The organism is Nocardia sp. NPDC059236 (assembly GCF_042754085.1).
GTDB lineage: Bacteria > Actinomycetota > Actinomycetes > Mycobacteriales > Mycobacteriaceae > Nocardia.
This window is the reverse complement of record NZ_JBHZAF010000007.1, coordinates 35,303-57,436: the sequence shown is the minus strand read 5'-3', so window position 1 is coordinate 57,436 and position 22,134 is coordinate 35,303. Positions and strand designations below refer to the sequence as shown.

Annotated in this window: 22 protein-coding genes; 11 read left to right on the top strand and 11 right to left on the bottom strand. The window is 68.0% G+C overall.

Annotated elements, in window-relative coordinates; translation table 11 throughout:
- Window positions 1-32: 32 nt before the first annotated feature.
- Complete coding sequence (locus tag ACFXIV_RS19565; RefSeq protein WP_379393740.1) at window positions 33-500, top strand: VOC family protein; 468 nt, start codon at window positions 33-35, stop codon at window positions 498-500.
- 127 nt (window positions 501-627) lie between these two features.
- The gene (locus tag ACFXIV_RS19560; RefSeq protein ID WP_379393738.1) at window positions 628-1,860 is read left to right on the top strand and encodes an FAD-dependent monooxygenase; all 1,233 of its coding nucleotides are present in this window, start codon (window positions 628-630) and stop codon (window positions 1,858-1,860) included.
- An 8-nt stretch (window positions 1,861-1,868) separates the two neighbouring features.
- Here the strand turns inward: ACFXIV_RS19560 and ACFXIV_RS19555 are convergent, their stop codons facing one another.
- The 3 genes from ACFXIV_RS19555 to mca all read right to left on the bottom strand — a co-directional run bounded on the left by ACFXIV_RS19555 (window position 1,869) and on the right by mca (window position 4,119).
- A complete protein-coding gene (locus ACFXIV_RS19555; protein ID WP_379393736.1) occupies window positions 1,869-2,768 on the bottom strand; it encodes an alpha/beta hydrolase in 900 nt (299 codons plus the stop codon).
- A gap of 137 nt (window positions 2,769-2,905) precedes the next feature.
- The gene (locus ACFXIV_RS19550) at window positions 2,906-3,220 is read right to left on the bottom strand and encodes a hypothetical protein (protein WP_379393734.1); all 315 of its coding nucleotides are present in this window, start codon (window positions 3,218-3,220) and stop codon (window positions 2,906-2,908) included.
- Window positions 3,217-4,119: a mycothiol conjugate amidase Mca gene (gene mca, locus ACFXIV_RS19545; RefSeq protein WP_379394331.1), complete on the bottom strand. Its 903-nt coding sequence runs from the start codon at window positions 4,117-4,119 to the stop codon at window positions 3,217-3,219. Before mca ends, ACFXIV_RS19550 begins: the two co-directional genes overlap by 4 nt.
- Before the next feature lie 228 nt (window positions 4,120-4,347).
- Between mca and ACFXIV_RS19540 the strand changes: the two genes are divergently transcribed.
- Window positions 4,348-4,764 carry a DUF4307 domain-containing protein gene (locus tag ACFXIV_RS19540; protein ID WP_379393732.1) on the top strand — a complete coding sequence of 139 codons (417 nt, stop codon included), beginning with the start codon at window positions 4,348-4,350 and terminating at the stop codon, window positions 4,762-4,764.
- Between the two features lie 245 nt (window positions 4,765-5,009).
- The gene (gene greA / locus ACFXIV_RS19535) at window positions 5,010-5,501 is read left to right on the top strand and encodes a transcription elongation factor GreA (RefSeq protein WP_354833370.1); all 492 of its coding nucleotides are present in this window, start codon (window positions 5,010-5,012) and stop codon (window positions 5,499-5,501) included.
- Between the two features lie 257 nt (window positions 5,502-5,758).
- Here the strand turns inward: greA and ACFXIV_RS19530 are convergent, their stop codons facing one another.
- Complete coding sequence (locus ACFXIV_RS19530) at window positions 5,759-6,901, bottom strand: cystathionine gamma-synthase (RefSeq protein ID WP_379393730.1); 1,143 nt, start codon at window positions 6,899-6,901, stop codon at window positions 5,759-5,761.
- Between the two features lie 261 nt (window positions 6,902-7,162).
- Here ACFXIV_RS19530 and ACFXIV_RS19525 point away from each other — a divergent pair, with 261 nt between their 5' ends.
- Together ACFXIV_RS19525 and ACFXIV_RS19520 are read left to right on the top strand one after the other, a co-directional pair.
- A complete protein-coding gene (locus ACFXIV_RS19525) occupies window positions 7,163-8,338 on the top strand; it encodes an acyl-CoA dehydrogenase family protein (protein ID WP_379393728.1) in 1,176 nt (391 codons plus the stop codon).
- 74 nt (window positions 8,339-8,412) lie between these two features.
- Window positions 8,413-8,757, top strand: a complete 345-nt coding sequence (locus ACFXIV_RS19520; RefSeq protein WP_379393726.1) for a DUF6401 family natural product biosynthesis protein — start codon at window positions 8,413-8,415, stop codon at window positions 8,755-8,757.
- Window positions 8,758-8,821: 64 nt separating this feature from the next.
- Here ACFXIV_RS19520 and ACFXIV_RS19515 read toward each other — a convergent pair whose 3' ends face one another.
- Both ACFXIV_RS19515 and ACFXIV_RS19510 read right to left on the bottom strand, forming a co-directional pair.
- Window positions 8,822-9,985, bottom strand: a complete 1,164-nt coding sequence (locus ACFXIV_RS19515; protein ID WP_379393724.1) for a hypothetical protein — start codon at window positions 9,983-9,985, stop codon at window positions 8,822-8,824.
- A 248-nt stretch (window positions 9,986-10,233) separates the two neighbouring features.
- Window positions 10,234-10,887: a transglycosylase SLT domain-containing protein gene (locus tag ACFXIV_RS19510; protein WP_379393722.1), complete on the bottom strand. Its 654-nt coding sequence runs from the start codon at window positions 10,885-10,887 to the stop codon at window positions 10,234-10,236.
- 688 nt (window positions 10,888-11,575) lie between these two features.
- On the opposite strand from ACFXIV_RS19510, the gene ACFXIV_RS19505 reads away from it, so the two are divergent.
- Window positions 11,576-12,136, top strand: a complete 561-nt coding sequence (locus tag ACFXIV_RS19505) for a DUF6529 family protein (protein ID WP_379393720.1) — start codon at window positions 11,576-11,578, stop codon at window positions 12,134-12,136.
- 73 nt (window positions 12,137-12,209) lie between these two features.
- On the opposite strand, the gene ACFXIV_RS19500 is transcribed toward ACFXIV_RS19505, so the two are convergent.
- A complete protein-coding gene (locus ACFXIV_RS19500) occupies window positions 12,210-13,598 on the bottom strand; it encodes a cystathionine beta-synthase (protein WP_356995699.1) in 1,389 nt (462 codons plus the stop codon).
- Window positions 13,599-13,679: 81 nt separating this feature from the next.
- Here ACFXIV_RS19500 and ACFXIV_RS19495 point away from each other — a divergent pair, with 81 nt between their 5' ends.
- The 3 genes from ACFXIV_RS19495 to ACFXIV_RS19485 all read left to right on the top strand — a co-directional run bounded on the left by ACFXIV_RS19495 (window position 13,680) and on the right by ACFXIV_RS19485 (window position 16,089).
- Window positions 13,680-14,144 (top strand): hypothetical protein, encoded by a 465-nt coding sequence (locus tag ACFXIV_RS19495; protein WP_379393718.1) that lies wholly within the window; start codon window positions 13,680-13,682, stop codon window positions 14,142-14,144.
- Window positions 14,145-14,340: 196 nt separating this feature from the next.
- Window positions 14,341-15,558 (top strand): acetyl-CoA C-acetyltransferase, encoded by a 1,218-nt coding sequence (locus tag ACFXIV_RS19490; RefSeq protein ID WP_379393716.1) that lies wholly within the window; start codon window positions 14,341-14,343, stop codon window positions 15,556-15,558.
- A 192-nt stretch (window positions 15,559-15,750) separates the two neighbouring features.
- Window positions 15,751-16,089: a DUF1330 domain-containing protein gene (locus ACFXIV_RS19485; protein ID WP_354833352.1), complete on the top strand. Its 339-nt coding sequence runs from the start codon at window positions 15,751-15,753 to the stop codon at window positions 16,087-16,089.
- Between the two features lie 92 nt (window positions 16,090-16,181).
- On the opposite strand, the gene ACFXIV_RS19480 is transcribed toward ACFXIV_RS19485, so the two are convergent.
- From ACFXIV_RS19480 to ACFXIV_RS19465, 4 genes are all read right to left on the bottom strand, one after another.
- On the bottom strand, window positions 16,182-17,039 hold the full coding sequence (locus tag ACFXIV_RS19480) for a Bax inhibitor-1/YccA family protein (protein WP_379393714.1): 858 nt from the start codon (window positions 17,037-17,039) through the stop codon (window positions 16,182-16,184).
- Between the two features lie 183 nt (window positions 17,040-17,222).
- Window positions 17,223-18,149, bottom strand: coding sequence for an LLM class F420-dependent oxidoreductase (locus ACFXIV_RS19475; protein WP_379394329.1), 927 nt, complete (start codon window positions 18,147-18,149; stop codon window positions 17,223-17,225).
- A 76-nt stretch (window positions 18,150-18,225) separates the two neighbouring features.
- Entirely contained in the window at window positions 18,226-19,359 is a 1,134-nt protein-coding gene (locus ACFXIV_RS19470) for a class I SAM-dependent methyltransferase (protein WP_379393712.1), read from the bottom strand.
- Window positions 19,360-19,478: 119 nt separating this feature from the next.
- Complete coding sequence (locus tag ACFXIV_RS19465; RefSeq protein ID WP_379393710.1) at window positions 19,479-20,906, bottom strand: MDR family MFS transporter; 1,428 nt, start codon at window positions 20,904-20,906, stop codon at window positions 19,479-19,481.
- A 228-nt stretch (window positions 20,907-21,134) separates the two neighbouring features.
- Between ACFXIV_RS19465 and ACFXIV_RS19460 the strand changes: the two genes are divergently transcribed.
- A complete protein-coding gene (locus ACFXIV_RS19460; protein WP_379393708.1) occupies window positions 21,135-22,061 on the top strand; it encodes an LppP/LprE family lipoprotein in 927 nt (308 codons plus the stop codon).
- Window positions 22,062-22,134: the final 73 nt, after the last annotated feature.

Sequence of the window (22,134 nt, the reverse complement as noted above, 5' to 3'; positions counted from 1 at the left end):
CTGCTCGACTCACCCCGATCAGGAGGCACCGTATGGCCGGACTGGTCCGCATCCGCCACGTCAAACTGCCGGTCAGCGACCTGGCGCGCAGTGTCGCCTGGTACTGCGACCTGCTGGATCTGCGCCTGGCGGGCGAGTTCCGGGAAGAGGGTGAGCTGCGCGGGGCACAGCTCATGCACCCGTCCGGTTTCGGCATCGCGCTGTGGGAGCGCGAATACTGTGCGGGCACACCGGATTTCCGCGGCTTCGACGTCTTCGCCCTGGAGGTGGACTCGGTCGACGACCTGCACGCCTTCGCCGCCCGCGCCGACGAACTGGAGTACACCCGCGGTGAGGTGATCGATCGCGGCCCGTACGGCGCGATCCTGGATCTCGCCGACCCGGACGACACCGTGGTGCGGCTGCTGGCCAACAACCCCTTCCACGCGGATCGATTCCTCGGGATGGATACCGACGGCAAGGGCGGGTTCACCGTCTACGACTCCCCGACCCTCGGCTGAGCGCCGAACCCTCCCGGAAGCACATATCCCTAGGTAGGCATGCCTGAGACATTTGTACTAGACAAGCGTGCCAATCATTTAGTACATTTGTCTTAGACGTTAGAGCCAACCGAGAGGGCCCGACACCATGAACACCACCGCCAACTCGCTGCACATCCTCGTTTCCGGCGGCGGCATCGCCGGCAATGCCGTTGCGCTGCAACTGCTCCGGGCCGGAGCCCGGGTCACCGTCGTGGAGCGCGCCACCGCGCCCCGCCCCGGCGGCCAGGCCGTCGACCTGCGCGCCGCCAGCAAGGAGGTCGCCGAGCGCATGGGCCTGATGCCGGGCATCCGCAAGTACCAGCTCGAAGAGCTGGGCATGGCCTGGGTCGACCGCAAGGGCACCGAATACGCCGCCCTGCCGATGGAGGCCTTCGACGGCAAGGGCCCGGTCGCCGAAATCGAGATCACCCGCGGCGATCTGAACCAGGTACTGCTCGACCTGCTGGCCGAAACTCCGGGCAAGCTCGACTACCGCTACGGCGAGTGGATCGAGACCCTCGACCAGGACGACACCGGCGTGACAGTCGGCTTCGGTTCCGGCGCGACCGGGCGCTTCGATCTGGTGGTCGGCGCGGACGGCGTGCACTCGGCGGTCCGTCGCCTCGCCTTCGGGCCGGAGGAACAGTTCTCCACGTACCTGGGCGGCTACACCGCCTTCTTCACCATGCCCACCCCCGCCGACACCAAGCCGGGCTGGTTCGCCATGCACTCGGTGCCCAGCGCCGCCGTCGGCATCCGCCCCGACCGCGACCCGCGCACCGCCAAGGCCATCCTGACCCTCCGCACCTCGGAGAACCCCGCGCTGCGCCGCGATGTCGCCGCCCAGCAGCGCCTCATCACCGACATGCTCGCCGAGGCCGGCTGGCATGCGCCCACCGCGCTCGCGGCCATGCCCGGCGCACCCGACTTCTACTTCGACGTGCTGGCCCGCATCGACATGCCGACCCTGGCCGCCGGGCGGGTCACCCTGGCCGGCGACGCGGGCTACTGCGGCTCCCCCCTGACCGGCATGGGTACGGCGATGGCACTGGTGGGCGCGTACATCCTGACCGGCGAAATCGCCGCCACCCCGGACGATCTGCCCGGCGCGCTGGCCCGCTACGAGGAGCGGGTGACCCCGTTCCTGGACGCGGCCAAGGAACTTCCCGGCGGCGGCATCCAGATGATGCTCCCGAAGTCGAAGGTCCTGACCGCCCTGGGCCGGCTCAATATGCGGATCATGACCTCGGGCCCGATGCTCCCGCTGACCCGGAAGCTGTTCGAGCCCAAGGCCGAGGACTACCGGCTGCCCGCGTACGAGACCGAGACGCTGGTCTGAATCCGGCCTCAGCCGAGATGCTTGCGCAGGAAGGCCGCGACCTCGTCGGTGGCGGCCGCCGCCTCCGGGGTGTCCCGCATGATCGGGTAGACATGCGGGAGACCCTCACCGCGCGACAGCGTCACATCGACGCCCGCGGCCCGCGCGGCGGCCGCGAAACCCTCGGAGTCACTGAGCAGCAGTTCGGCCGTGCCGACCTGGATATGCAGCGGCGGCAGGCCGGCCGGGTCACCGAAAAGCGGTGAGGCCGAAGGAATTCGGGGATCAGCGCCATTCAGGTAGGCGGCGAAGACACCCCGCAGCATGCCGGCGGTGAAGATCGCGTCCTGGCCGTCGAGCTCGGTCATGGAGACCCCGGAAGCGCTCATGTCCAACGCGGGCGAGAGCAGCACGGCTGCCGCGGGCAGCGCCGCGCCGGCATCGCGCAGCTCCAGCAGCAGCGCCGCGATGAGATTGCCGCCCGCCGAATCGCCCACCAGCGCAATGGAATTCACGGCCACACCCGGTTCCTCGCGCAGCCGGCGCCAGACCGCCCGGATATCCTCCACCGCCGCCGGGTACGGATGCTCCGGCACCAATCGATACTCCGGGAACAGCACCCGCGCCCCGGCCGCCCGCCCCAGCCGCGCCGCCAACTCACCGTGGCTGTCCAGCGAGCCCAGCGAGAACCCGCCGCCGTGCACGTACACCAGCACCCGATCCGGCGAGGTCCCCGGCGCGTCCAGCCAGTACGCGGGCACGCCCGCCACCGAAACCGCGCTCACCCGGACATCATCGGGAATCTCGTACCGCTTGCCCGCGGGCAGGAAATTGGCCCGCAACTCCTCGATCGACGGCGGCGTCGCCGGCCGCGCCACCCGGTTCCGCTCGAACAGCTCGATGTGCTCCCGCATCTCCGGGCTCGGCATGGCGATTCCCCTTCCGCTCCAAGTCCTTTTGATCTCGTCGCAGCCGACAACCCTGCCCGCCCGCCGTTTGTTCCGGCCACCCCCGGATATGCCACGACCCCGGTCACCGGACCGGGGTCGTGGAATGCCGAGGGGATTCAGGCGCTGCCGTTGGTGGCTTCCGGCTTGGTCTCGCTGCGCGGCTCGGACTCGGTGTCCTCCGCCTGCGCGGCCTCGTGATCCTCACGCGCCGCGATGCCGTGCTCGGTGCCCTCGTCGGCCTCCTGGTCCGCCTCCGGATGTTCCGGGGAGAACTCGGCGGGCAGGTTCTTGATGTGCCTGTTCATGTTCCGGATGAGCAGGATGGTGCCGGCCAGCAGCACCAGCACGATGACCAGACCCAGCGGGGACGCCTTGCCGAACTCGGGTCCGGTGGGCGAGTTGGTGCCCTGGGCGAGCAGCGTGAGCATCATCGGGCGGTGTCCTCGTTGTCGGCGGCGTCGAAGCCGGAATCGGCCTCGTCGATTCCCGCGAACAGGTCGGTCTCCGGGATCGCGGTCTTGACCCGGGTCTTGGCCAGCTCGAACTCCTCGGTGGGCCACAGTCGCTGCTGCATCTCCAGCGGAATCGCGAAGAAGGCGCCGTTGGGGTCGATCTGGGTGGCGTGGGCGCGCAGGGCGTCGTCACGCTGCGGGAAGTACTTGGCGCACTCTACCTGGGTGGTGACCCGCGCCATGATGTCGCCGCGCTCGGCGGCGTACTTGCGCATGCGGTCCATCCAGTCCTGCATGGGGAAGGGCTCGCCGCGGCGCGCGTACTCGTCGGCGAAGACCTCCAGCCGGGTGAGGCTGAAGCCGTGGTTGTAGTAGAGCTTGAGCGGCTGCCAGGGTTCGCCCGCGTCGGGGAACCGCTCCGGATCGGCCGCCGCCTCGAAGGCCGCGACCGACACCTTGTGGCACATGATGTGATCCGGGTGCGGGTAGCCGCCCATCTCGTCATAGGTGGTCATGACGTGCGGCCTGAACTGGCGGACCACGCGCACCAGCGCCTCGGTGGCCTCCTCCAGGGGCACCAGCGCGAAGCTGCCCTCGGGCAGCGGCGGCAGCGGATCACCTTCCGGCAGACCGGAATCCACGAAGCCGAGCCAGGTCTGGCGGACGCCCAGCGCCTCGGCGGCAGCGGCCATCTCCTCGCGGCGGACCTCGGTGATGCGGTCCTTGATGCCGGGGGTGTCCATGGCGGGGTTCAGGATGTCGCCGCGTTCCCCGCCGGTGAGGGAGACGACCAGCACGTCATTGCCTTCGGCGGCATAGCGCGCGGTGGTCGCCGCGCCCTTGCTGGATTCGTCGTCGGGATGCGCGTGCACCGCCATGAGGCGAAGACCACTCACTTCTCGTTCACCTCACCGATCACGTTTTTCACCTCGTAGCGTCGAGCTGTATCACTTGGCACGTGCAGGGGTCCTGCGTGGTTACGCAAGCTGCCTCCTCCGGACCCTGACCGCACGTGCCGAGTCCAGACACAGGCATCAGATATGCATTCCCTATAGTTCCATCCGATCGTTGTTTGTTCCGACCTACCCCCCGGGAGCGTCCCCGATATGAGTGAAAGACCGGCTGACCGGTACGGGATTACGCCTCGGAAGACCCGCCGCTGGCTCCCCTACGCCCTCGGAGCGGTCGTCATCCTCGCCGGGCTCGGGGTCTCCTATCTGGGCTACCGCACCTACGGACCGCAGGCCATCGAACCGGATCGGATCGGCTACACGATCGTCGACGACTCCACTGTCAGTGTGGATTTCAAAGTGACACGCAAGGATCCGGGCCAGGCGGTCGTCTGCTTCGTGCGCGCCATGGACGGCGACACCGACGAGGTCGGCCGCCGCGAGATCCTGGTGCCCGGCTCCGACTCCGGCACCGTCCGCGTGGTCACCACGATCAAGACCACCCGACGGGCCGGCGCCGGCAATGTCTACGGGTGCACCGACCATGTGCCGGCCTATCTGCGCGCCGGGTGAATCGTCCGTAAAGCGACCCGCATTGACGCTTCTACCTGCGCCTTTCCGAATCGTGCTAAAATGACGCGATACACGGTTCCGACGTTCGGAGCCGTGTTTGCTGCATTGACGGCCGGCGCTGTCGGGACTCTCCCCAGGGATCGCTCTGGCTGTCCGGTTGCTGCTGTGCCCATCTCCGGATGGCCACGGTAGCGGGCATCAGGGAATCCCGGCTTGCCGGGGACAACTACTAGGGAGTGATCGAGATGACTGAGACCGTGACTTGGCTGACCCCGGAGTCGCACGAGAGGCTCACGAGCGAACTCGGCGCGCTCATCGCCAACCGTCCCGTCATCGCGGCCGAAATCAACGAGCGCCGTGAAGAGGGCGACCTCAAGGAGAACGGCGGTTACCACGCGGCGCGTGAGGAGCAGGGCCAGCAGGAGGCGCGCATTCGCCAGCTGCAGGAGCTGCTGAACAACGCCAAGGTCGGCGTCGCGCCCACCAAGTCCGGCGTCGCCCTGCCCGGCTCGGTCGTCAAGGTCTACTACGACGGCGACGAGACCGACACCGAAACCTTCCTCATCGCCACCCGCGAAGAGGGCCTCGGCAGCGCCGACCTCGAGACCTACTCCCCCAACTCCCCGTTGGGCGGCGCGCTCATCAACGCCAAGGTCGGCGAAACCCGCGAATACACCCTGCCCAACGGCAACACCATGAAGGTGACGCTGGTCTCCGCCGAGCCTTACCACAGCTGATTTACGACCGACGGATTCGCGGCCCCGGTCCACACGGACTCCGGGGCCGCAATGTTTGTCGGCACCGGTAGCGATATGACGAAGCGCCGCACCAAGAATGGTGTGGCGCTTCGCTTCTTTCCGAAGGTGACAACTGATTTCGCGAGGTTCCGGGTAACTCACCGGGTACACCCGAAATCGGTTCGGCTCCCGACCGCCGGCACGGGTGCGTGACCGAGCACGGCACCCGGCCGCCCGCTAAAGGCTCGGGGAGGCGGTCAGGCCAGGGCCTGCTCGATGTCGGACAGCAGGTCGCTGATGTCCTCGATGCCGACGGAGAGGCGGACCAGGTCGGCGGGGACCTCGAGGGCCGAGCCGGCGGTGGAGGCGTGGGTCATGGCGCCGGGATGCTCGATGAGGGATTCGACGCCACCGAGGGATTCGGCGAGGGTGAAGATCTTGGTCTTGGCGCAGAAGGCGAGGGCCGCGTCCCTGCCGCCGTGGACGCGAACCGAGATCATGCCGCCGAAACGGCGCATCTGCTTCTGGGCCACGGTGTGGCCGGGGTGCTCGGGCAGGCCGGGGTAGATGACCTGAGCGATCTTGGGGTGGTTGGCGAGGAATTCGGCGATGGTCTCGGCATTGTCGCAGTGCCGGTCCATGCGCAGGGCCAGCGTCTTGATGCCGCGCATGGTGAGGAAGGCGTCCATCGGGCCGGGGACCGCGCCGGCACCGTTCTGCAGGAACGCGAACTTGGCGTCCATCTCCTGATCGTCGGTGATCAGCGCGCCGCCCACCACGTCCGAGTGCCCGCCCAGGTACTTGGTGGTCGAGTGCAGCACGATGTCCGCGCCCAGCAGCAGCGGCTGCTGCAGGTACGGCGAGGCGAAGGTGTTGTCCACCACCAGCTTCGCGCCGCCCGCGTGCGCCACCTCGGCCAGCGCCGCGATATCGCCGACATTCAACAGTGGGTTGGTCGGCGTCTCGACCCACACCAGCTTGGTGTTGGGGCGCATGGCCCCGGCGACCGCGTCCACATCCGACACCGGCGCGACCGAGTACTCGATCCCCCACTGGGTGAACACCTTGTCGATGAGCCGGAAGGTGCCGCCGTACGCGTCGTTCGGGATCACCATGTGGTCACCGGGCCGCAGGTTCGCGCGGATCGCGCAGTCGGTGGCCGCCATACCCGAGGCGAAAGCCCGCCCGTAGGTACCGGATTCGAGCGCCGCCAGGTTCGCCTCCAGCGCCGTGCGGGTCGGGTTCCCGGTGCGCGCGTACTCGTACCCGCCGCGCATCCCGCCGACACCGTCCTGGGCGAACGTCGAACTCGCATAGATCGGCACGTTCACCGCACCGGTCTGAGGGTCCGGATCGAACCCAGCGTGCACCGCCCGTGTGGAGAAACCCAGCTCGCTCATGCGAACAGCCTAAGGGCTCCCCCGCCACGCTCCCCCGCCTCCCCGGGTATTCAGCGGGCGGCTGAGAGCCGCTTGCTGTCGGCAACCCGTACCGGCGGTTGGGTGCCGAACCGATTTTGGTCGTACCCGGCGAGTTACCCTCCCCTCACGAAATCGGTTGTTGCGTTCGCATGGACCGGTGTAATGCGGTGGCGGCCGAGTTCGGGTGGGGGCGCGGCGCGGCGTTGTCGGTAGGGCGGAGACGGTCTTATGGTGGGGCGCATGGTCACCGTGGACGAGTTGTTCGCCATCGATTCCCTGCTCAGTGACGAGGAGCGGGCGATCCGGGATACGGTGCGCGCGTTCGCCGCGGAGCGATTGCGGCCACGGGTGGCGGAGTGGTTCGAGGCGGGGACGTTTCCGGCGCGGGAGCTGGCGCCGGAGCTGGGGAAGCTCGGGCTGCTGGGGATGCATCTGGACGGGTACGGGTGCGCGGGGACGTCGGCCACGGCGTACGGGCTGGCCTGCCTGGAGCTGGAGGCCGTGGATTCGGGTGTGCGCAGCATGGTTTCGGTGCAGGGGTCGCTGGCCATGACCGCGATCCACAAGTACGGGTCCGAGGAGCAGAGGCTGCGGTGGCTGCCGGAGATGGCGGCGGGCCGGGCGATCGGATGCTTCGGGCTGACCGAGCCGGACTTCGGCTCGAATCCGGGCGGCATGCGGACGCGAGCGCGGCGGGACGGGGACGACTGGATCCTCGACGGGTCGAAGATGTGGATCACCAACGGGTCGGTCGCGGACGTGGCCGTCGTGTGGGCGCAGTCGCGCGAGGGTGAGCGGGATGTCGTCCGCGGATTCGTAGTACCCACGGACACACCGGGTTTCAGCGCTCGCGAGATGAAGCACAAGCTGTCGCTGCGCGCGTCGATCACCGCCGAACTCTCCCTCGACGGCGTCCGGCTGCCCGCCGGCGCCCTGCTGCCCGAGGCCCGTGGACTCCGCGCGCCGCTGGGCTGCCTGTCCGAGGCGCGCTTCGGCATCATCTTCGGCGCGCTCGGCGCGGCCCGCGACTGCCTGTCCGCCACAATCGAATACGCGCAGACCCGCGAGGTGTTCGACAAGCCGCTGGCGGCCTACCAGCTCACCCAGGCCAAACTGGCCGATATGGCGCTCGAACTCGGCAAGGGCGAACTGCTGGCGCTGCACCTCGGCCGTTTGAAGGACCGGCACGAGATCTCCAACGAGCAGATCAGCGCCGGCAAACTGAACAGCACCCGCGAGGCCATCAAGATCGCGCGCGAGTGCCGGACCATCCTGGGCGCGAACGGCATCACCCTCGAGTACCCGGTGCTGCGGCACGCCAACAACCTGGAGTCCGTCCTCACCTACGAGGGCACCGCCGAAGTCCATCAGCTCGTCCTCGGCGAGGCCCTGACAGGCGCGAAAGCGTTCCGCTGACCGGCGGTTCCGACGAATTGCGCGATATGTCACAGCCGGTCCCCCGGGTGCCGGTCGATTGCTAGCATCACCGGGTGTTTGTGCCCGGCTCCGCCCTGCTCGTCGTTTCGGCGCGTAAAACCCTGAACCGCCTGCAGCGCACCCATGGAGCCCCCGCCGCGGAGGCCGCGGCCGTCTTCCCCGGTGTGTCCGCAGCGATCGACCAGCATGCCGCGGCTATCCGCGACATCCTCGACCTCGGCGTCGACAACTCCGGCCTCGTCCCGGCAAGTGTCCTGCTGGCCGGCTACGCCCGCGGCATCCTCGAGGACCTGCGCGAAGCCGAGACCATCCTCCCCCACTCCCTGCTCGACTGGCAGGACGCCGACTGGCTCCACCTGCGCCTGGCGGGCGTCTGCGCGCTGGCCCGCGCCTCCTGACCTCACGATGAAGCAGCCCCGGGGGTAGAGACCCCGGGGCTGCTCGGTTTCCGGCGGCACGGGATCAGCCCATGTCGTCGCGATCTCCCCGGTCCTGATTGCCGGGCCGCGGCATCGGCCCACTGGAACGTGGGGGCTGTCCGGGCGGCATCGGCTGTCCGGGCGGCGGCATCTGGCCGGGTTGTGCAGGCATCTGGCCGGATTGGGGCGGCATCTGCCCAGGCTGCTGCGGCGGCATTTGGCCGGATTGCTGCGGCGGCATCTGGCCGGGCTGCTGCGGCGGCATCTGGCCGGGCTGCTGCGGCGGCATCTGGCCACCGCCCGGTCCCCAGCCGCCCTGTTGGCCGTATCCCGTTTGCCCGTAACCCATCTGGCCGCCGCCCTCGGGCTCTGCCCACTTGCCCGGAGGCATCTGGCCCATACCCTGCCCCGCCATCATGGGCCGGGTGGCCGAGCGCTGCGCCCACATGGCCGCCTCCTGCGCCTGCCGCTGACGGGCCGCATCCTCACGGCCCCGCTGATAGGCCTGCGCATGCCCCTTCACCTCGGGCATTTCGCCCTCGATGGCGTCGAGCCAGCCCGCCCACCGCTCCTGCATGGGCCGGATCAGGCCACCGCCGAGACCGACGACGAGGATACCGCCGATCGTCGCCAGCACCGTGATGAGAATCGGCATGGTGACCGACGTTCCCACCCCGATCTGATTGAGGGCCGCGATGATGCCGATGCCCCAGATGAACACCGCCGCAATGCGTCCCAGCGTGCGGCCGTAGTCCAGACCGCTCAGCATGTTCGACACCATGTCCTGCACGACGCGTGCGATCGCGCCCGCGATGCAGATGATGACGATGGCGACCGCCAGCCGGGGTAGCCAGGCCACGATGCCGTTGAGCATGGTGCTCACCGGGTTCGGGCCGAAGACGCCGAAGCCGAGCTGCAACGTGATCAACAGAATCGCGTAGTACGCCAGCTTTGCGATGATGCCGGTGGCGTCGTAACTACCGCGGGCCAGCATGTCCTTGATGCCGCCGCGTTCCACCAGCCGATCGAACCCGACTCGGTTCAGGATCCGGGTCACCAGCTTGGCCACGAGTTTGGCCACAAGCCAGCCGATGAACAGAATGACCAGGAACCCGACGAATTTGGGCACCCACGTGGCGATGGAACTCCACGCGTTCGAAAGCCCCTGCCCGATCTGAATATCGATAGCCGAACTCGAGGTGTGCATGACCCCGTCCCTTCGCTATCCGTTCCGGCCGTGTGCCGGAACTGCTCTCCGGGGTCGTTATACGCCTGGTCGATCGTCGAGTTCGCTTGTTTGCGAAATAGTTGCCAAATCGGATGCCTGAGATTAGCCAAATGGCGGTATGACCGCCACCAAGACTCCGGCGACAGGCACCGCGGGCGGAGACGCAGCGATGGCCCGCCCGATCGGGCAGGCCATCGCGGTGTCGTCCGGTACGTCGTCGGACCGGATCAGTAGGCGCTGAAGACGTTGTCCATCGAGCCGTAGCGGTGCGCCGCGTAGTTGCAGGCAGCCACGATGTTTGCGACCGGGTCCCAGACGTCGAAGGCGGTGCCGTCGACGTGGTACGCGTTGAAGGTCGGGTCGATCACCTGGAGCAGGCCCTTGGACGGGATGCCCATGGCCGCGTTGGAGTCGTACAGGTTGATCGCCTGCGGGTTGCCGCTGGATTCGCGAATGATGTTGCGGTAGATGCCGTCGTAGCTACCCGGGATGCCGTGCTGAGCCATGATGTCCAGCGCGTGGTGGATCCAGCCGTCCAGGTTGTCCTCGTAGACGGGGGCGGGCGGCGCGGGGGCCGGAGCCGGCTCGGGAGCGGGCAGCGGGGCCGGCATGGGCGCCGGGGCCGGAGCCGCAACCTCGGCCACGGGGGCGGGAGCGGGAGCGGGCTGTTCCTTGACCGCAGCGGCGGCGGGCGCGGCGACGGCCAGGGAGGCCTTCAACGCGGCCGGCTGGATATCTCCGCTGGCGGCGGCGCCGGCGGCGGTGATGATGGAGCCGAAGACGCCCAGGGCGAGGGCGGCGGCGCCGGCCGTACGAGCGGCGGCAACTACCTTGCTACGTCTAGCAGGGTCACTGAGAGCAGTCATAACATTCTTGGGCATGGCGAATTTGGATTCCTGTTCGGTTTCGGGCTCGCGGGCCTGAAGAAGGCAGCGCAGGACCATCCGGACGTCTCACGACCCCCGTCTGCGTACCTCGGGCTGTTGTGGATGCTGTTGTGAAACCCGGTATGGGTCAATGGGTTTGGCACACTGCGCGGAGTGCAGTGGGTACCTGTGCGACCTTCCGGCCGCGGTGCCTCATCGCACCGATGTAGTGATCACGTTCCGCATGTGTGTTCACATCTCCTTGCGCCATTCAGACTTGCGGTCTGTTTCCGACAAGGTCACAGCTTGATTGCGTCTCGTGAACATAGCCTGAATCAAACGTGAACAGAAAGTGAACTGGCCCGTTAGGAAGCTCCTGGACCTGCATTAATACATGCGCTGACCTGGTGATTCAATTCGAAACGCAAAGTGTTTCGGATCACAGAAAAATATCGCCCCAAGATCGCGATATACCGATATTTGCCTGATTTCTCGGCGTTCATCAGCGTTTCACATTCCAAAAGTAACAGCTCAGCAAATTCACATTGGCTATCACGAATCACATCAGCCCCAATTTTCACGCGATATAAAGGCGCCGCAACGCTGCCTATCGCGGCCCGCACCGTGGGCGACGCGCCTACCGGCTGTAACCCGCCGAGGTATCTCCGGTGCCCCTTCTGAGAACACCAACCACAGAGGCGAGATGTCCTTGCTGACAGACGTTTTCACCGTGTCTCGGCGCAATCTGATCGCGGTGCCGGTGCTGCTGGCCGGCGCCGCGGTCGCGATCGCGCTCGGGATGGCAGGCACCCACTACTGGCCCGGCACCCAGCCCCTACCCACCTGGGGCTTCTCCGCACCGCAGATCTTCAAGGCGTACCTGAGCAGCGTGGTGCTGGTGCTGATCGGCGGCCAATTGCTGACCGCCGTCTGGATCTACCGCTTCCACGCGCCGCGATCGGTGCACATCTACCACCGGCTGTGCGGCGTGCTGGCCTTCCTGCTCAGCCTGCCGGTGGCCTTCTACTGCCTCTACAGTTTCGGCTTCCAGTTCGGCCGGGGTGTCACGGGCCGGGTCATGGCGCACTCCGTCGCGGGTGTGGTGTTCTACGGCGCCTTCGCCTCGAAAATGCTGACGCTGCGGCTGAAGCGGACACCGGGCTGGCTGCTGCCGATCCTCGGTGCCCTGGTCTTCACCAGCTTCGTGCTGGCGTGGACGCTGGCGTCACTCTGGTGGTTCCGTACCGTCGGATTCGCGAGATGAGCAGCCGCGAAAAGCAGACCGCCCGCCGGAACCAGCTGTGGCTCCGGCGGGCGGCAAATACTCGGGCTGCGACCTAGGAGAGGGCGCCGGTGCTGAGGAAACCGAGCAGGTCGTGGCGGGTGATGACGCCGACCGGCTTGCCGTCCTCGACGACCATGAGGGCGTCGGTGGACTCCAGCAGCTTGGTGGCCGCCGCGACCGGCTCGCCCGCGCCGATGAGCGGGAAGGCCGGGCTCATGTGCTTGGCGACCGGGTCGGTGAGCTTGGCGCGGCCCTCGAAGACGGCCGACAGCAGATCGCGCTCGGTGACCGAACCCGCGACCTCGCCCGCCATCACCGGCGGCTCCGCACCGACCACCGGCATCTGCGAGACGCCGTACTCGCGCAGGATCTCGATGGCGTCGCGCAGCGTCTCCTGCGGGTGGGTGTGCACCAGGTCCGGCAGCTCACCGGACTTGCCGCGCAGCACGTCTCCCACGTGCACCTCGGTGTCCGAACCGTCGAGGCGGGTGCGCAGGAAGCCGTAGGAGCTCATCCACTGGTCGTTGAAGATCTTGGACAGGTAGCCGCGGCCGCCGTCCGGCAGCAGCACGACCACCACGGCGTCCGGATCGCGCTCGGCGACCTTGAGCGCCGCCACCACGGCCATACCGCAGGAGCCGCCGACCAGCAGGCCCTCCTCGCGGGCCAGGCGACGGGTCATCTCGAAGGAGTCGGCGTCGGAGACGGCGATGATCTCGTCCGGGATGGCCGGGTCGTAGGCGGTGGGCCAGAAGTCCTCGCCGACGCCCTCGACCAGGTATGGGCGGCCGGTGCCGCCGGAGTAGACCGAGCCCTCGGGGTCCGCGCCGACGATCTTGACCTTGCCGCCGGAGATCTCCTTCAGGTACCGGCCGGTGCCGGTGATGGTGCCGCCGGTACCGACGCCCGCCACGAAGTGTGTGATCTTGCCCTCGGTGTCGCGCCAGATCTCCGGGCCGGTGGTCTCGTAGTGCGATTCCGGGCCGCCCGGGTTGGAGTACTGGTCCGGCTTCCACGCGCCCGGGATCTCGCGCACCAGGCGGTCGGAGACGTTGTAGTAGCTGTCCGGATCCTCCGGCGCGACCGCGGTCGGGCAGACCACGACCTCGGCGCCGTAGGCGCGCAGCACGTTCCGCTTGTCCTCACTGACCTTGTCGGGGCAGACGAACACGCACTTGTAGCCGCGCTGCTGCGCGACCAGGGCGAGGCCCACACCGGTATTGCCGGAGGTCGGTTCGACGATCGTGCCGCCGGGCTTCAGCAGCCCGGCCTTCTCGGCGGCGTCGATCATCTTGACGGCGATGCGGTCCTTCGAGCTGCCGCCCGGGTTCAGGTATTCCACCTTCGCCGCCACCAGTCCCGAGTTCGGACCCACCACGGAGTTCAACCGAACGAGCGGGGTGTTTCCGATCAGATCGACGACATGGTTAGCGATGCGCATACCCCTTATCGTTGCAGAAAGGAGATCCGCGCCCACGCGCACGTCGGAGATATCACGGCGCCGCGAACTACGATCGGCCCTATGTGGATGCCGACGAGCGTGCCCGCCGCCGCCCTGCTCGCCGCCTCCGGCCTCGCGACCATGATCGTCGCGGCCGCGCCCGCGGAGGCCGCAACCGTCGAATTCCCGCAGGTCCCGAGCATTTATCACGATGCTTTGATCTGTGGCGGCAATATCCGATCCTGGGCCGACACCGGCCCGCAGTGGCCCGGCCGGGCGATCATCAGCATCCAGGCGCTGCCGGTCGCCGGGTTCGATCCGGGCGAGTACAGCTTCGCCCCGCAGTGCATCACCGTGGCCACCGTCGCGTGGCGGAACATGGACACCGGCGCCGCCGGCGAATATCGAGTTCCCGTGCTGGCCGGCTTCTACGGCAGCGAGCACTACGCCCTGTTCCAGGACACCGGGCCGGGGCACATCATCGTCACCGTCTACACCGACATGCCGAACATCCCGGCGCACAGCGCCTTCGACGTCCCCGGGTGACCCACCTTTGTCGCTGTGCTGCCCCATCTTTCCCCCTGTCCGTGCCGCGCTGCCGGCAGGCAGCGCGGCACGAGAGCCGGGAGAGTGAGCGATATCCCACAGTTCAGTAGTTGGGATACGGGCATACCGGATGTTTGAGCCGGAACACACCCGTCGTAAATTCGAAGAGGATCACCCCAGCAAAAAAGGAGTCCTCATGGCTGAGGCCGTCATCGTTTCGTACGCCCGCTCGCCCATCGGCCGCGCTGGCAAGGGTTCTCTGGTGAGCATGCGACCGGACGACCTCGCCGCGCAGATGGTGCGCGCCGCCCTCGACAAGGTGCCCTCGCTCGCCGTCTCCGACATCGACGACCTGCACCTGGGCTGCGGCCAGCCCGCCGGTGAGGCCGGTTTCAACATTGCGCGCGCCGTGGCCGTGCAGCTGGGCTACGACTCCCTGCCGGGCGTCACCGTCAACCGCTACTGCTCGTCCTCGCTGCAGACCACCCGGATGGCCTTCCACGCCATCAAGGCCGGCGAGGGCGACGTGTTCATCTCCGCCGGCGTCGAGACCGTCTCGCGCTTCCCGAAGGGCACCGCCGACGGCTGGCCGGACTCGCACAACCCGCTGTTCGCCGAGGCCGAGGGCCGCACCAAGGCGACCGCCGAGTCCAACGCCACCTGGACCGACCCGCGCAACGACGACATCCTCCCGGACGTCTACATCGCCATGGGCCAGACCGCGGAGAACGTCGCCACCTACACCGGCATCTCCCGCGAGGACCAGGACCACTGGGGCGTGCGCTCGCAGAACCGCGCCGAGGAGGCCATAAAGTCCGGCTTCTTCGAGCGGGAGATCACCCCGGTCACCCTGCCCGACGGCACCATCGTCACCACCGACGACGGCCCGCGCGCCGGCACCACCTACGAGAAGATCTCGCAGCTGAAGCCGGTCTTCCGCCCCGACGGCACCATCACCGCCGGTAACGCCTGCCCGCTGAACGACGGCGCGGCCGCCCTGGTCGTCATGTCCGACGTCAAGGCGCGCGAGCTGGGCCTGACCCCGCTGGCCCGCATCGTGGCCACCGGCGTCTCGGGCCTGTCCCCGGAGGTCATGGGCCTCGGCCCGATCCAGGCGGTCCGCAACACCCTGAAGACCGCGGGCATGACCATCGACGACCTCGACCTGTACGAGATCAACGAGGCCTTCGCCGTGCAGGTGCTCGGCTCCGCCCGTGAGCTGAACATGGACCTGGACAAGCTGAACGTCTCCGGTGGCGCCATCGCCCTCGGCCACCCGTTCGGTATGACCGGTGCCCGCATCACCGCGACCCTCATCAACAACCTGCAGACCCACGACAAGCAGTTCGGTCTGGAGACCATGTGTGTCGGTGGCGGCCAGGGCATGGCGATGATCATCGAGCGCCTGAGCTGAGGCACGAGATACCCGCAGCTGAGCTACGGCATTAGTTGGGCCGCCCGACCTCACGGTCGGGCGGCCCACTTTGTTTGGGGGAAGGTGGGCCACACCCTCTGAGGAGTCGGCTTTACCTGGTGGGTAATCGACTTCGTTCCCGGTAGGCGGAAATATCAAGGGCAGCAAAGCAATCCGACCGAGGAGCCTGAAATGCCCGCCTACGCCATCGCCAATCTGTGGGACGTCGACATCAATGCCGAGATCGTGGAATACCTGGAGCGCATCGACGGCACGCTGGCGCCCTACGGCGGGAAGTTCATCGTGCACGGCGGCACGCAGCGGGTGATCGAGGGCCCGGCCAGTGCGATCGTCATCGTCATCGAGTTCCCCGACTATCAGGCCGTGACCGACTGGTACGAGTCGGCCGCCTACCAGGAGATCCTGCCGCTGCGGCTGCGCAACTGCTCCAGCGTCGGAGTCCTGGCCGCGGACTGCGGCGAGAATCACGTCGCCACCGACGTCCTGAAGGAGGTGGTGACCAACGACTGAACGCTCTCAGGCCGGCTACACAGCAGTGGGCGGGCACCGGATTCCGATGCCCGCCCACTCATGTATTCAGCTGTGCGTCAGCCCTTCCCGGACTACCTGTCCTGGAAGTAGCTGAGCAGGCGCAGGATTTCGAGATACAGCCAGATCAGGGTGACGGTCAGGCCGAACGCCACGCCCCAGGCCGCCTTCTCCGGAGCCTGGGCCCGGATGAGCTGGTCGGCGGCGTCGAAGTCCAGCAGGAAGCTGAAGGCAGCGACACCGATGACCACCAGGCTGAACACGATCGAGAGGGTGCCGCCCGAGCGCAGGCCGAAGCCGTCGGCGGTGAAGAAGCTGGCGACCAGGTTGCCGAGCATGAGCACCAGGACGCCGATCATGGCGCCCACGATCATGCGGGTGAAGCGCGGGGTGACGCGGATCGCGCCGGTCTTGTAGACCACGAGCATGCCGAAGAAGACGCCGAAGGTGCCCAGCACCGCCTGCGCGATCAGGCCGGATCCGCCGACGCCACCGAACTGCACATTGGTGAACAGGAACGAGAACGAGCCCAGCAGCAAGCCTTCCAGCGCCGCGTAGCTGAGCACCAGCGCCGGGTTGTCCTGCTTGCGGCCGAAGGTCATGATCATGGCGAGCGCGAAGCCGCCGAGGCCGCCGACCGCGAGGAACAGCACGGCCAGGCCGTGGTTGGCCGAGGTGAGCGCGTAGGACAGGATCGCCGTCAGGGTGACCACGCCGAGGGTGATGCCGGTCTTCTGCACCACATCGTCGATGGTCATCGGGCGGGTGGTCGGTACGGCCGGCTGGTAGGGCTGCTGGTAGCCCGGGTACTGCGGCTGCTGACCGTACGGGTTGTTGGGGAACTGTCCGGCTCCAGGCGCCGAGCCGAAGCCGGCGTAGCCGCCCTGCTGCGGCTGCAAGTTCCGGAAGACCGGGTTGGATGTGGAGCGCATTTCCGTGCGTCCCTTTCTGGAGTCGCGGCTCACGTCGGTCGTGGCCAGTGAAGCTACTCGTCCAACGCGCTGTGGGGGCCCGGAGTTCCCGAACCCCCACAGGTCGGACGAACCGGACTTTACCTTAGCTTTACCGAGCGCGCCGCCCGATACGCCGCGGCCCGGCCGCCCCGGAAGCCGGTCTCAGCCCAGCTGGCTCATCACGCGAGTTGCGATGAGCTCCAGATGATCCAGATCGGACAGATCCAGAATCTGCAGGTAAACCCGGCTGGTACCGGCGATCTCGGCATAGCGGCCGATCTTCTCGACCACCTCGTCCGGGCTGCCGGCCAGGCCGTTGGCCTTCAGCTCGTCCACCTCGCGCCCGATGGCGGCCGCGCGCCGCGCCACCTCGGCATCGCTCGCGCCGACACAGGCGACCAGGGCGTTGGAGAAAGTGATGTCGTGCGGATCGCGGCCGGTGTCCTTGGCGGCCATGCGGACTCGCTCGAACTGCTCGGCACTGGCCTCGGCCGACTGGAACGGCGCGTTGAACTCGGTCGCGTACTGCGCGGCCAGGCGCGGGGTGCGCTCGGCGCCCATGCCGCCGATGATGACCGGGATACGCGGCTGCGCGGGCTTGGGCAGCGCCGGGGAATCGGTGAGCGTGTAGTGCTCGCCGGCGAAGGAGAAGGTCCCACCGACCGGCGTCGACCACAGGCCGGTGACGATGGCCAGCTGCTCCTCGAAGCGCGGGAACCTCCGGGCCGGGAACGGAATGCCGTAGGCGGCGTGCTCGGCCTCGAACCAGCCCGCGCCGAAACCGAATTCGACGCGGCCGCCGGACATGGCGTCGACCTGGGCCACCTCGATGGCGAGCACGCCCGGGTGGCGGAAGGTGGCCGAGGTGACCAGGGTGCCCAGCCGGATGCGGCGGGTCTCGCGGGCCAGGCCCGCGAGGGTGATCCAGGCGTCGGTGGGGCCCGGGAGGCCGTCGGCGTCGCCCATCTTCAGGTAGTGGTCGGACCGGAAGAAGGCGTCGTAGCCCAGGTCTTCGGCGGTCTTGGCGACGGTGCGCAGCGTGTCGTAGGACGCGCCCTGCTGGGGTTCGGTGAAGATTCGAAGATCGATTCGTCCCATGCGCCCGATTATTCGACGTCGTGCGGGCCGGGTACCCAGCGGGTCACAGTGGGCGGATCCCGGCGGGTCACAGGGGACGCACCGAGCGGGTCACGGTGAACTTGCGATTGCGGCCCATCACATCGGTTCTGCCGACCATGCGTTCCATGACGCCCCGGTAGTTGAGGTGGGTGTTGTAGACCGTCCACAGCTCGCCGCCGGGGCGCAGCACCCGGCCGGTCTGCTGGAACATCTTGATGGCCGAGCCGGTGTGCACGGCCGCGCCGACATGGAAGGGCGGGTTGCACAACACCAGGTCGGCACTGTTGTCGGGGGCGCTGGACATGGCGTCGTCCTGCAGCACGGTGACGCGGTCGGCGACGCCGTTGGCGGCGGCGGTGGCGCGGGTGGAGGCCACGGCGGCCGCGGACTGGTCGGTCGCCGTCACCCGGATGCCGGGGCGGGCCTTGGCGAGTGCGACCGCGAGAATACCGGTGCCGCAACCCAGATCGATGGCATCGTGGGCATCGGGCTTCATCCGCTTCAGGTGGTCGAGCAGGAAGCGGGTGCCGATGTCCAGGCGCGGGCCGGAGAAGGCCGCACCGTGGGCCACCACCTCCAGGCCCTGCTCGTCGAGCCGGTTGCGGATCGGAAAACGGGGCTCGCCAATGGTTTTGGGCTCGGCGGCGAGCAGGATGCGGGATTTCTGGCGGCCGCGGGTGGCGCGCACCGAGCCGAAGGATTCGGCGAGCACCTCGTTCATGGCGGGGGTCAGGTACTTGTCGCGGCCGCCGGCGAAGACCTCGACATCGGGTGCGGCCCATCGTGCGATGGCCTCGGCGGTTTCGGCCAGGCCGGACAGCGCACGCGGCAGCCGCCACAGCACCACGCGGACATCGGAGAGCAATCCCGCACCCAATTCGCGGGTCGAAAAGCGATCGGCTAGACCGACAATTCGGGCATTGTTGGCGAGTGCCAATTCACCGGTGAGCAAATCCTGATGCACCCGGACCCCGTGCAGGTCGTGCGCGGCGATGGCCCCGAGCGTCAACGCCCCGTAGCCGTCGTCGATCACGGCCACCCGCCCGTCCCCGGCGGTGGCCAGCGAATCCGCGGCGACATCCAGCATGAGGCGGTCGGCGGCATCGACCGCATACAGGTTCACCGCTTCGACATCCGGATACCGCCGTAACCGGCCCAATACGTCCTCGACCTCAACCACACCTACAGTGTGCTAGATCATTGCCGAAGGATTCCATTCGGCACGGTCGGCGGCCTTTTTGCGGAATTAACCGATCCCGGCGCTATTCTGCGATTCCGCAAATCACATGTCGATCGTGTTCACGCCGAATGGATTTCCGAGTTGCCCGCGCTTCGCCGGGGCATGACGGCCGCCGCACCGATGAGGACCACCGCCATGGCGGCCACGCCCAGGAAGACCAGGTGCACCGCTGGCGCGAGGTCCGACGCGGCCGGATGGCCGGTCTTCCCGAGCCGGGCATTGACCAGCGCGCCGAATACGGCCACGCCGACCGCGCTGCCCAGCGAGCGGGCGAACATATTGGTGGCGGTGACCACGCCCCGCTCCGACCATTCGGCGCTCGCCTGGGCGGCGATCAGAGTCGGGCTGGCCACCAGGCCCATCCCCATGCCGACGACGAAACAGCCGATCGCCAACTGCCACAGGCTCGACCGCGCGTCCACCACCAGCAGCGACGCCGCGCCCACCACGGCGATCAGGCTGCCGATCACCGCCGTCGCCCGGAACCCTATGCGCAGGTACACCTTTCCGGCCTGCGACGCCGACACCGGCCAGCCCAGCGTGAGCGCGCCGACGGTGAGACCCGCGATCAGCGCCCCGCTGCCCAGCACACCCTGCGCGAAGGTCGGCACGTACGAGGTGAGACCCAGCAGGATCGCGCCGACCAGCAGCGAGGCCAGGCTGCTGGCCACGACGATGCGCCGGGTGAAAACCCACAGCGGCAGAATCGGATTCGCGGCCCGCCGCTCCACCAGCCCGAACAACGCCAGCGTCACCCCGCCGCCCGCGAAGAGCACCAGGCTCGCGGGTGAGCCCCAGGCCCACGCCTGGCCGCCCTCGAGCAGGGCCAGGATCAGCGCCCCGGCCCCGACGGTGAGCAGTCCGGCACCGAGGTAGTCGATCCGATGGCTCTGCCGCGGAGCGCTTTCGGTGAAGTTCCGCAGGATCATCCAGGCCGCCAGCGCCGCCAGCGGCAGGTTGATCAGGAAGATCCACCGCCAGCTGATGTACTCGGAGAACACGCCGCCGAGCAGCGGCCCCAGCACCGACGAGGTCGCCCATACACTGGCCAGATACGCCTGCACCTTGGCCCGCTCCGGCACCGTGTAGATATCACCCGCGATGGTCATCGAGATCGGGCTGACCGCGCCCGCCCCGATGCCCTGCACCGCCCGGAACGCGATCAGCGCGGGCATGCTCGTCGCCAGCCCGCACAGCAGCGACCCCACCGCGAAGGCCCCGATCCCGAACAGCATCACCGGTTTCCGCCCGACCATGTCGGCGAGCTTCCCGTAGATCGGCACCGTCACCGCCTGCGCCAGCAGGTAGATGCTGAAAAGCCAAGGGAACTGCGCGAACCCACCGAGCTGATCGGTGATCGTCAGCACCGCGGTGGCAATGATGGTCGAGTCCAATGCCACCAGCGACGTCGACAACATGATCGCCGCGAGAATCGGCCCCCGCTCCGACCGCAAACCGATCGACGACGTCACATCCGTAGCCGTCACCGGCAGCCCCTTCCCTCAACACAACTCACCACCACAGTCGAACACGCCATCCGGGCCGCTATTCCCGGCGCGGTTGCGCCGGATCGTGCGGGACACGAAACACGAAGGCTCGCAACGGCCGGCACGCGGCCGCGCCGACGGCGAGCCAGCGTGCCCATGAAATCGGGGGCGCAACGATCTGCGTGCGGGACTCGACGTGCTCGGTAGTACCGAGTGGGAGGGATTTTCATGAAGAGGATCGTTGGCATCATCGCGGCGGTCGCCGCGGTGGCCCTGGCGACGGCATGTCAGGACGGTGGTTCTACACCGGCGACCAGCGGGGCGTCGGTGCCGAGCTCCGCCACAGTGACCGCACCGGGAACTGTTCAGTCTCCCGCCCCTCAGCAGTCGCCGGGCGCCACACCGCCCGCCGGTGACGGCGCTCCCGCCACCGCCGGAAACGGCAAATGCGTCGATCTGAAGTCGGCGGTGGTCACCGCCGCGCTGGGCAAACTCGGCCCCGGTGTCGGCGGTGACGGGTACTACGCGGACAGCGGTACCGATGCCGCCGTCGGCTCCTGCCCCGCCCTGCTGTGGGTGCTCGCCGGGACTCCGCACGGCACGGCCAGCTCACCCTGGCACGTGCTGCTGTTCAACCACGCGGGTTACCTGGGTACCGCGACCAAGAAGTCGACGTCCTATACCCAGGTGGTCGGCTCGTCCGATCGCAGTGTCCAGGTCCAGTACCGGTGGCTCGCCGGTCAGGACGCCAGCTGCTGCCCCTCGGGCGGACCGGTCACCGTCACGCTCACCCTGGGCGCGGACGATCACACCGTCACCCCGGATCGTGACTTCCCGGCCGAGGTGACCGATCCGAGTTCCGCAGGCACCCCGCCGGTGTGCCCGGTCACCAAATCCGTTCTGCTCCAGGCGTTGCACGGCACCGACATCGAGTCGCGATTGGCGCAGCCGGTCGAACTCGAGGATCGAATCGACTGCTCGGGCGATTGGGCGATGGCCCACAGCGGAACCCACAACAATACGGTCAACCGAGCCCAGGTCCTGTTCCACTACGTGGCGGCCGACGGCGGCTGGAAGCCGGTAAACCTCGGCAGCGCCCTGCACTGCACCGAGATCGGGGTTCCCGCCGATGTCGCGGACAAGATCTGCCACTGATCGATCTGTCACCGGGGCGATCTGTCACCGGGGCGATCCGTCACCGGGGCGGGCGCCGGTGAGCCACGCCCAC

What these genes read in the sequence shown, in the direction of transcription:
- ACFXIV_RS19565 (WP_379393740.1), top strand. Translation starts at nt 33, where the DNA reads ATGGCCGGACTGGTCCGCATCCGCCACGTCAAACTGCCGGTCAGCGAC.
- ACFXIV_RS19560 (WP_379393738.1), top strand. Translation starts at nt 628, where the DNA reads ATGAACACCACCGCCAACTCGCTGCACATCCTCGTTTCCGGCGGCGGC.
- ACFXIV_RS19555 (WP_379393736.1), bottom strand. Translation starts at nt 2,768, where the DNA reads ATGCCGAGCCCGGAGATGCGGGAGCACATCGAGCTGTTCGAGCGGAAC.
- ACFXIV_RS19550 (WP_379393734.1), bottom strand. Translation starts at nt 3,220, where the DNA reads ATGATGCTCACGCTGCTCGCCCAGGGCACCAACTCGCCCACCGGACCC.
- mca (WP_379394331.1), bottom strand. Translation starts at nt 4,119, where the DNA reads ATGGCGGTGCACGCGCATCCCGACGACGAATCCAGCAAGGGCGCGGCG.
- ACFXIV_RS19540 (WP_379393732.1), top strand. Translation starts at nt 4,348, where the DNA reads ATGAGTGAAAGACCGGCTGACCGGTACGGGATTACGCCTCGGAAGACC.
- greA (WP_354833370.1), top strand. Translation starts at nt 5,010, where the DNA reads ATGACTGAGACCGTGACTTGGCTGACCCCGGAGTCGCACGAGAGGCTC.
- ACFXIV_RS19530 (WP_379393730.1), bottom strand. Translation starts at nt 6,901, where the DNA reads ATGAGCGAGCTGGGTTTCTCCACACGGGCGGTGCACGCTGGGTTCGAT.
- ACFXIV_RS19525 (WP_379393728.1), top strand. Translation starts at nt 7,163, where the DNA reads ATGGTCACCGTGGACGAGTTGTTCGCCATCGATTCCCTGCTCAGTGAC.
- ACFXIV_RS19515 (WP_379393724.1), bottom strand. Translation starts at nt 9,985, where the DNA reads ATGCACACCTCGAGTTCGGCTATCGATATTCAGATCGGGCAGGGGCTT.
- ACFXIV_RS19510 (WP_379393722.1), bottom strand. Translation starts at nt 10,887, where the DNA reads ATGCCCAAGAATGTTATGACTGCTCTCAGTGACCCTGCTAGACGTAGC.
- ACFXIV_RS19505 (WP_379393720.1), top strand. Translation starts at nt 11,576, where the DNA reads ATGTCCTTGCTGACAGACGTTTTCACCGTGTCTCGGCGCAATCTGATC.
- ACFXIV_RS19500 (WP_356995699.1), bottom strand. Translation starts at nt 13,598, where the DNA reads ATGCGCATCGCTAACCATGTCGTCGATCTGATCGGAAACACCCCGCTC.
- ACFXIV_RS19495 (WP_379393718.1), top strand. Translation starts at nt 13,680, where the DNA reads ATGTGGATGCCGACGAGCGTGCCCGCCGCCGCCCTGCTCGCCGCCTCC.
- ACFXIV_RS19490 (WP_379393716.1), top strand. Translation starts at nt 14,341, where the DNA reads ATGGCTGAGGCCGTCATCGTTTCGTACGCCCGCTCGCCCATCGGCCGC.
- ACFXIV_RS19485 (WP_354833352.1), top strand. Translation starts at nt 15,751, where the DNA reads ATGCCCGCCTACGCCATCGCCAATCTGTGGGACGTCGACATCAATGCC.
- ACFXIV_RS19480 (WP_379393714.1), bottom strand. Translation starts at nt 17,039, where the DNA reads ATGCGCTCCACATCCAACCCGGTCTTCCGGAACTTGCAGCCGCAGCAG.
- ACFXIV_RS19460 (WP_379393708.1), top strand. Translation starts at nt 21,135, where the DNA reads ATGAAGAGGATCGTTGGCATCATCGCGGCGGTCGCCGCGGTGGCCCTG.